This window comes from Streptomyces sp. NBRC 110035, from assembly GCF_000829695.1.
Lineage (GTDB): Bacteria > Actinomycetota > Actinomycetes > Streptomycetales > Streptomycetaceae > Streptomyces.
Genome location: NZ_BBNN01000047.1, coordinates 97,510 through 103,350 on the forward strand (window position 1 = coordinate 97,510; position 5,841 = coordinate 103,350).

Below are 5,841 nucleotides of genomic sequence, written 5' to 3' on the forward strand. Positions count from 1 at the left end.
CACGCGCCCGTGACCACCCCGTCGGCACGGCTCCGCTCCTCCACGTCCGCTCCGTACGAAGCGGACCGCGGTGCGGCCGGCTCCTCGGTCGAACCGCCGGGATGCCGGCGGTGAACACCGGTGAAGGCAGGAGGGGGCAGGGCTGCGCGGGCCCACTCCCCGGTCCCGCTCGAGGAACCCGCGCGGCCGTCCTCATGTCACGGCCGGGCCGCGATCGACCGGGGCGCCGCAGTACACGTCCCGCCCGCGGGACTACCACCGGCGTGCGTCAGGACGCTGACCTCGACCCCGTCCCGGTAGACGGCACACGCGGCACCGATCTCCCGGCCGTCGGCGAAGTTCCGCCGGAACGCGTCCGCGACGGCTCCGTGCCCCTCCTCCACGTCACCGCACACAAGGGTCATGAGCACATCAATTCTTGGCACCATGGGGCAACGGTAAAGCGTGCTCCGGGCAGGCCGGCACCAGGCCGGCGGGACGAGGTGGCCGTGACGGCGTGAGGACTCCCGGGCAACCGGTCCGGAATGACCGGCTCCTGTTGCATACCGGTATCGCGAGGCCATTCTCCGTTCACCTCGGCCACCCGGGAACGACGGGTTCCGGCGGCACGCTCCGGGTGTGAGACGTATCGCGGGAATCGTCCTCGCGGTGCTGCTGATCGGTGGCGTGGTGGCCGCCGCCGTGGCGGGCCGGGACAGGGACGGGACAGGCACGGCAACGAAGACCGTGCGGATGGTCGTCGGGTCGGAGAAGACGGAGTTCTTCGCCGATCCGGACGTGGTGAAGGCCCTCGCCGCCAAGGGCTACACCGTCGAGGCCGAGACCTCCGGGTCCTGGGCCATGGAGGGGCTGGACCTGACGGGGTACGACCTCGCCTTCCCGTCCAGCCGGGCGCCGGCCGTCGAGATCGCGGCCAAGCACGGGGTCCGGGGCGCGCTGCCCCGTCCGTTCTACTCGCCGCTCGTCGTCGTGGCCCACAGCGGGGCCGCCGAGGTGCTCGCGGGCAACGGGCTGGCCGCGCTCGACGGGAGGAACCGGGGCACCCTGAAGATGGGCCCCTACCTGGAGGCCGCCGGGGACGACCGGACCTGGCAGGAACTCGAGGGAGCGGGCGAGTACGGGGAGCTGACCGGCACCCTGTACATCTCCAGCACCGATCCGGAGACCTCCAACTCGGGCGCCCTCTACCTGGCCGCCGCCTCCTACGTGGCCAACGGCGGCAAGGTCGTCTCGAGCGACGCGGAGGTGGGGCGCGCGGCACCGCTGATGCGCAAGCTGGTCAGCGTGCAGGGCGCGCAGCAGGCCGGCTCCGACGCCGTCTTCCGGGACTTCGTCAGCGGCGCGGGCAACCCGCTCGTCCTCGTCTACGAGTCCCAGGTGGCCGCCCTCCTCGCCGAGCAGCAGAATCCCGACGACCTGGTGGTCCTGTACCCGGACACCACGGTCAACAGCGACCACACCGTGGTGCCGCTCACCGACGACGGCAAGAACCTGACCGAACTCCTCCGGACCGACACGGCGTTGCGCAAGCTGGCGGTCCGGCACGGTTTCCGGCCGCAGGACGACATCGCCGAGTTCGCGCAGGCCGCCTCGCGGCGCACCGCGTACCTCAAGCAGGAACTGACCGGCGTCCGTCAGGCCCCCGTGCCCACCTCCGCGGTGCTGCGCGAACTGGCGCGACGGGCGCGCGGATAGCGGACAAGGGGGAACGATGCACGTGACGAACACCGGAGGGGACTTCACCCTCACACCGCCCGAGGCCGTCACCGCCGTGCCGCGGGAGAAGGCCGGCGGACTCGTCCCGGTCGAGGACGGCGTCCGCGAGGAGATGGCGTCCAGGGCCGCCGCGTACGTCGAGGGCCTCGCGGCCCTGGACGCCCGCTCGCCCGAGTTCGCCGGCAAGGTCGGCGAGATCACCGCGCTGGGCGCCGGCGAGATGCGCACCGCCACGGCGCAGTCCGACCGCATGCTGGAACGCACCGTCCGCAGCCTGCCCGGCAAGGGCGGGGACGCCCCGTCCAAGGTGGCGGGTTCGCTCGTCGAACTGCGGCGCGTGGTCGAGGACCTGGACCCGCGGGACCTGCCGGCGGGCAGGGGACGCAGGTTCCTCTCCCGGCTGCCCGGCGGCAACAAGCTGCGCGACCACGTGGCCAGGTACGCCTCCTCGCAGTCCACCCTGAACAGGATCGTGGGCGCGCTGCGCGGCGGGCAGGACGAACTACGCCGTGACAACGCCTCGTTGCAGACCGAGCGGGTCCGCCTCTGGGAGAGCATGGGCAAGCTCCAGGAGTACGTCGTGCTGACCGAGGCCCTGGACGCGGCCGTCGAGGAGCACATCGCGGGAGTGGAGGCGGGCGACCCCGCGCAGGCCGACGCGCTGCGCGCCGACGTCCTCTTCCCGGTCCGGCAGAAGCACCAGGACCTGCTGACCCAGCTCGCGGTCTGCGCACAGGGCTACCTCGCCATGGACGTCGTACGCCGCAACAACGACGAGCTGATCAAGGGGGTGGACCGGGCGGCCACCACGACCGTCTCGGCGCTGCGGATCTCCGTGATGCTGGCCTCCGCGCTCGAGAACCAGAGGAAGGTCGTCGCGCAGGTCGACGCCCTGCGCGGAACCACCGAGGAACTGGTCCGGTCCAACGCGGAGATGCTGGCGACGCAGGGCGGGGAGATTCAGCGCATCGCGGCCGACCCGGCGGTCGGCGTCGAGACGCTGCGGGCCGCGTTCCAGCAGATCTACCGCACCCTCGACGACATCGACACCTACAAGGTGCGGGCGGCCGGGGCGATGGCGGCGACGGTGGAGAGCCTGACCTCCGAACTCCAGGGTGCGAGAACGTACCTGGAGCGCAGCCGGTTGCAGAACTCGCTGGAGGGCGGCCTCCGATGAGACGTCCACCGGCCCCGGTCCCGGCCGCCGCGCTCGCCGCGTTCACCCTGCTGACCGCGTGCACCGGCGCGGCCGACGAGGACAGGGGCGACACGGGCGCGCCCCGGCCCGGCACGCTGAGGGTCCTCGCCTCCAGCGAACTCAGGGATATGGAACCGGTGTTCGAGCAGGTGGAGAAGGACACCGGGGTCACGCTGCGGCCCACCTACACGGGCACCCTGGACGCCGTGGACCTGCTGGCCGAGGGGAAGGCGGACAGCAGGTACGACGCCGTGTGGCTGGCGTCCAACGACTACCTGCGGCTGAACCCGGCCGCGGAGAAGAAGGTCGTCTCCCAGACCCCCGTCATGTCCAGCCCGGTCGCGATCGGGGTCGAGGAGTCCGTCGTCGGGAAGCTCGGCTGGAAGCCCGCCGAGGTCACCTGGTCCGACATCGACCGTGCCGTCCGGGACGGCGGACTCACCTACGGCATGACCGACCCGGCCCGCTCCCACTCCGGCTTCGCCACGCTGGTCTCGGTGGCTTCGGCACTCTCCGGAGCCCAGTCCGCGCTCACCGACGCGGACGTGGCGAAGGCCCGCCCGAAGCTGAAGGAGTTCTTCGGGGGGCAGCAGCTGACCTCGGGGTCGTCGGGCTGGCTGGCGAGCGCGTACGCGCGCCGCGGCGACGTCGACGCACTGCTCAACTACGAGTCCGTCCTCGAGGGGATCAAGGGTCTGACCGTGATCCGTCCGAAGGACGGCGTGGTCACCGCCGACTACCCGTTCTCCTCCCTGGCCGCCACCGACGCGGCCACCCGCGAGGACGTGCGCCGGGTGACCGGGGCGCTGCGTTCGAACGCCGTGCAGCGGCTGATCACCGACCGCACGCTGCGCCGCCCGGTGGTCCCCGGGGTGGAACCGGCGGCCGCCCTCGACGACGGCCGGCGGCGCGAACTGCCGTTCCCCGGCAGCCTCTCCGTCGCCGAGGGCCTGCTCGACTCGTACCGGAACGAGCTGCGCCGTCCCTCGCGGACGGTGTACGTCCTCGACACCTCCGGCTCGATGGAGGGTGACCGCCTCGACCGGCTGAAGACGGCCCTCACCGGTCTCACCGGCGACTTCCGGGAGCGGGAGGAGGTCACGCTGATGCCGTTCGGCACGGAGGTGAAGAGCGTGCGCACCCATGTCGTCGGCCCGGACGACCCGGAGAAGGGCCTCGCCGCGATCCGCCGGGACGCCGGCCGGCTGTCCGCCTCGGGCGACACCGCGATCTACTCGTCACTGGAGCAGGCCTACGCCCGTCTCGGCGGCGGCGAGGACACGTTCGCGTCGATCGTGCTGATGACGGACGGCGAGAACACGGCGGGCCCCGGTGCCGGTGCGTTCGAGGACTTCCACGCCGGACTGCCGGACGGACAGGCCGGCATCCCCGTCTTCCCCGTCCTCTTCGGCGACTCCGACCGCACCGAACTGGAGGGCATCGCCGAGCTGACCGGCGGCCGTCTCTTCGACGCCCGGCAGGGCTCGCTGGACGGCGCCTTCGAGGAGATCCGTGGCTACCAGTAGGGCGATGGCGTATCTGGAGTCCCGCAAGAACCTCGCCGGGAGTGCGGGCGGGCTCGCCGGGCTGGTGCTGACGTTCACGGGCCTGGCCGGGGCGTACTGGCCGGTCGTGGTGGCCGGGCTGTACGGTGCGGGCGCGCTGATCGCCCCGCCGGAGCGGCCGGACCCGCCGGACTTCCCGGACCCGTCCGCGCAGCTCGCCGGGGTACGGGCCGACTTCGAGCGGCTCGAGGCCTATCTCGCCGGCGTCGACCTGCCGGACGCGGCGGCCGCCCGGCTCGGCGAACTGACCGGGCTGCTGTCCGCGCTGCTCGACCCCGACGGGGCGCCCGAGGTCCTCGCCCGGGACCCGGAGGCCGTCCATGCCCTGTCCCGGACGGTGCGGCAGGACGTTCCGGAGGCCGTCGACACGTTCGTGCGGACACGCTGGTGGGCGCGGCTCGCACCGGGCCAGGAGCCTCCGGAGCGGCATCTCGAGCACCAGCTCGGCCTGCTGGGCGCGGAGGCACTGCGGCTGGTCGAGAGCGTGGGCGAGGAGGAACGGCAGCGGCAGCGGGCGCTCTCGCAGTACCTGAAGGACCGGTCGAAGTAGGGGGTTCGGACTCGCCGGGTGGTGGGCGGTGACATGGCGAAGGCCCGTCGCCGCCCGTTCCCGTCGGGGCGGACGGGTGGGTGACGACAGGCCCAGGGCCCCCACGCCGTTGATGCTGTCGGTTGATCCGGGGCCTGGCGTGACGTCGGCCTTCGAGACCCGGTTGTGGTCTTGAAGGCCGACGTTGTCGTTTGGGGTGGGTGCGGATGTCGATGCAGCCGAAGGGGTCTGGGGAGATCCCGGCGGAGACGGTGCGGGTGGCGCGGGCCGCGTTCCCGAACGGGAGTCCGGCGATCCGGGTGCGGGACGAACCGGGGTCACTGTTCACGGACGAGGAGTCCGTGGACCTGTTCCAGACGCGGGGCAGGCCTGCCTGGTCACCGGGTCGGCTCGCGCTGGTACCGGTGTTGCAGTCCGTCGAAGGGCTCACCGACCGGCAGGCCGCGGAAGCGGTCCGGGCCAGGATCGACTTCAAGTACGCGCTCGGCCTCCAGCTCGGCGATCCGGGGTCCGACTTCTCGGTACTGTCGGAGTTCCGGGATCGGCTGGTGGAGGCTGACGCCGGGCTGCGGGTGCTGGACGGCGTCCTGGTCGCGGCTCGGGAGAAGGGCCTGCTGAAAACGACAGGCCGGGCCCGCACCGACGCTACGCATGTGCTGTCGTCGGTACGGGAGCCGTCCTGGCTGGAGATGGTGTCCGAGACCTTGCGTTCCGCGCTCGACGCACTTGCCCGGACTGTCCCGGGCCGGCTGGTGGGAATCGCGGAGCCGGACTGGTTCAGGCACTACGCCACCAGGGCCGAGGACTCCCGG

General features: G+C 72.3%; 6 protein-coding genes. 5 read left to right on the forward strand and 1 reads right to left on the reverse strand.

Annotated elements, in window-relative coordinates:
* Positions 1 to 197: 197 nt before the first annotated feature.
* Positions 198 to 404: a hypothetical protein gene (locus tag TU30_RS36635; protein WP_199816914.1), complete on the reverse strand. Its 207-nt coding sequence runs from the start codon at positions 402 to 404 to the stop codon at positions 198 to 200.
* Positions 405 to 618: 214 nt separating this feature from the next.
* On the opposite strand from TU30_RS36635, the gene TU30_RS29315 reads away from it, so the two are divergent.
* The 5 genes from TU30_RS29315 to TU30_RS29335 form a co-directional block, all read left to right on the forward strand.
* On the forward strand, positions 619 to 1,695 hold the full coding sequence (locus TU30_RS29315) for a substrate-binding domain-containing protein (protein WP_042175758.1): 1,077 nt from the start codon (positions 619 to 621) through the stop codon (positions 1,693 to 1,695).
* A gap of 22 nt (positions 1,696 to 1,717) precedes the next feature.
* Positions 1,718 to 2,893 (forward strand): toxic anion resistance protein, encoded by a 1,176-nt coding sequence (locus tag TU30_RS29320; RefSeq protein WP_370626730.1) that lies wholly within the window; start codon positions 1,718 to 1,720, stop codon positions 2,891 to 2,893.
* A complete protein-coding gene (locus TU30_RS29325) occupies positions 2,890 to 4,440 on the forward strand; it encodes a VWA domain-containing protein (RefSeq protein WP_042175761.1) in 1,551 nt (516 codons plus the stop codon). The genes TU30_RS29320 and TU30_RS29325 overlap by 4 nt, the downstream gene beginning before the upstream one ends.
* A complete protein-coding gene (locus tag TU30_RS29330) occupies positions 4,427 to 5,029 on the forward strand; it encodes a hypothetical protein (RefSeq protein ID WP_234308022.1) in 603 nt (200 codons plus the stop codon). Before TU30_RS29325 ends, TU30_RS29330 begins: the two co-directional genes overlap by 14 nt.
* A 206-nt stretch (positions 5,030 to 5,235) precedes the next feature.
* Positions 5,236 to 5,841 (forward strand): transposase (locus TU30_RS29335; RefSeq protein ID WP_042175767.1); only part of this gene is annotated, 606 nt, incomplete at its 3' end.

What these genes read in the sequence shown, in the direction of transcription:
- TU30_RS36635 (WP_199816914.1), bottom strand. Translation starts at nt 404, where the DNA reads ATGACCCTTGTGTGCGGTGACGTGGAGGAGGGGCACGGAGCCGTCGCG.
- TU30_RS29325 (WP_042175761.1), top strand. Translation starts at nt 2,890, where the DNA reads ATGAGACGTCCACCGGCCCCGGTCCCGGCCGCCGCGCTCGCCGCGTTC.